At 54.2% G+C, this 1,109-nt stretch carries 1 protein-coding gene; it reads right to left on the bottom strand.

From position 1 onward, the window contains the following. Nucleotides 1–1,109 (bottom strand): helicase HerA domain-containing protein (locus K0778_RS26260; protein WP_153520339.1); only part of this gene is annotated, 1,109 nt, incomplete at both ends.

The raw sequence follows: 1,109 nt of genomic DNA, 5'->3' as shown, positions 1-1,109 counted from the left end.
ATCATGTCGCGCTGCAGTGGCAGGAACTGGTCCGGATACAGCTGGTTGTATTTCGCGAACTCCTTCGCACTCTGTTTGAGGATAATTTTGTAGGAGGAGTTACCCCATGCCGCGCGGGCTGCGCTGGATGCCTTGTCAGAGTCAAAGTCGACGATGTTCTGTGTGATGGTGATATAGGCACCGGTATGACGGCGACAGGTGCGGTAACCTTTTTGAATAAACTCACCAACTTTACGATTTTTGAAGTCCAGCAGACGCCAGCCTTCATCAATGACGTTCAGTTTCTTGAGGTTACGCGGCGTGCGGTACATCCGGTTCTCGATGTAAATGATAAGGCTGAACATCACCGCAACCAGCAGTGACGGACGGTCTTCCAGCCCACCCAGCTCCAGCACCACCATTCTGGCATCATCCCGCAGGGACGGTTCATCAGAGTTAAAATACCGGCCGTAAGTGCCGTTGGCAGTGTACTGGTCAAGCAGCACAATCATTTCGTCCAGACGGCTGCGGATGGTCGGTGACTCGACATACTGGTCGTTATCACGGGCGTTTTTCAGGAAATCCACCACATCATCAATGCGCGCCTGCTTCTTTTTAGCCAGCCAGGAGGCTCTGACCGCCTGCAGCAACAGACCTTCATGCACTTCATCCAGGTTACCGTTGGGGCTGGCCATCACCGACAACTGGTCACGGACACGCTCCGCTGACTGGTCAATATCAGTGATGTTCGCAAACGGGTTAAAGCGCAGGGTTTCACCGTCCAGATATACGCCCCCCATGTTCTCACACAAAGACTTGTAGCCATCCCCCATGTCGAACACCACGGCAAAGCCCCCGGAGTCCAGCACGCTGCGGATAAGTGGCTGTATCAACCCGGTTTTACCGGCCCCGGATGTTCCACAGACCGCCATGTTGTAGTTGGTGTTATTCATCCCCTTAAAGAAGATATCGATAAACGCCAGCTGGTTACGGTAGGTGGGTGCCAGCAGGCCTGCCGGTGTCAGGGGGTTATCCGCCACTAACGGCATCAGGTTGGCCACATTAAAGCTCTCTGCGCGCTGAACCACACCGGCCTCTTTCAGCTGTTTAAACAGCCCTTTCCCGGCCAT

The organism is Escherichia sp. XD33, assembly GCF_019375075.1.
GTDB classification, from domain to species: Bacteria; Pseudomonadota; Gammaproteobacteria; order Enterobacterales; family Enterobacteriaceae; genus Enterobacter; species Enterobacter flexneri_A.
This window is presented reverse-complemented; position numbering and strand designations above follow the sequence as displayed.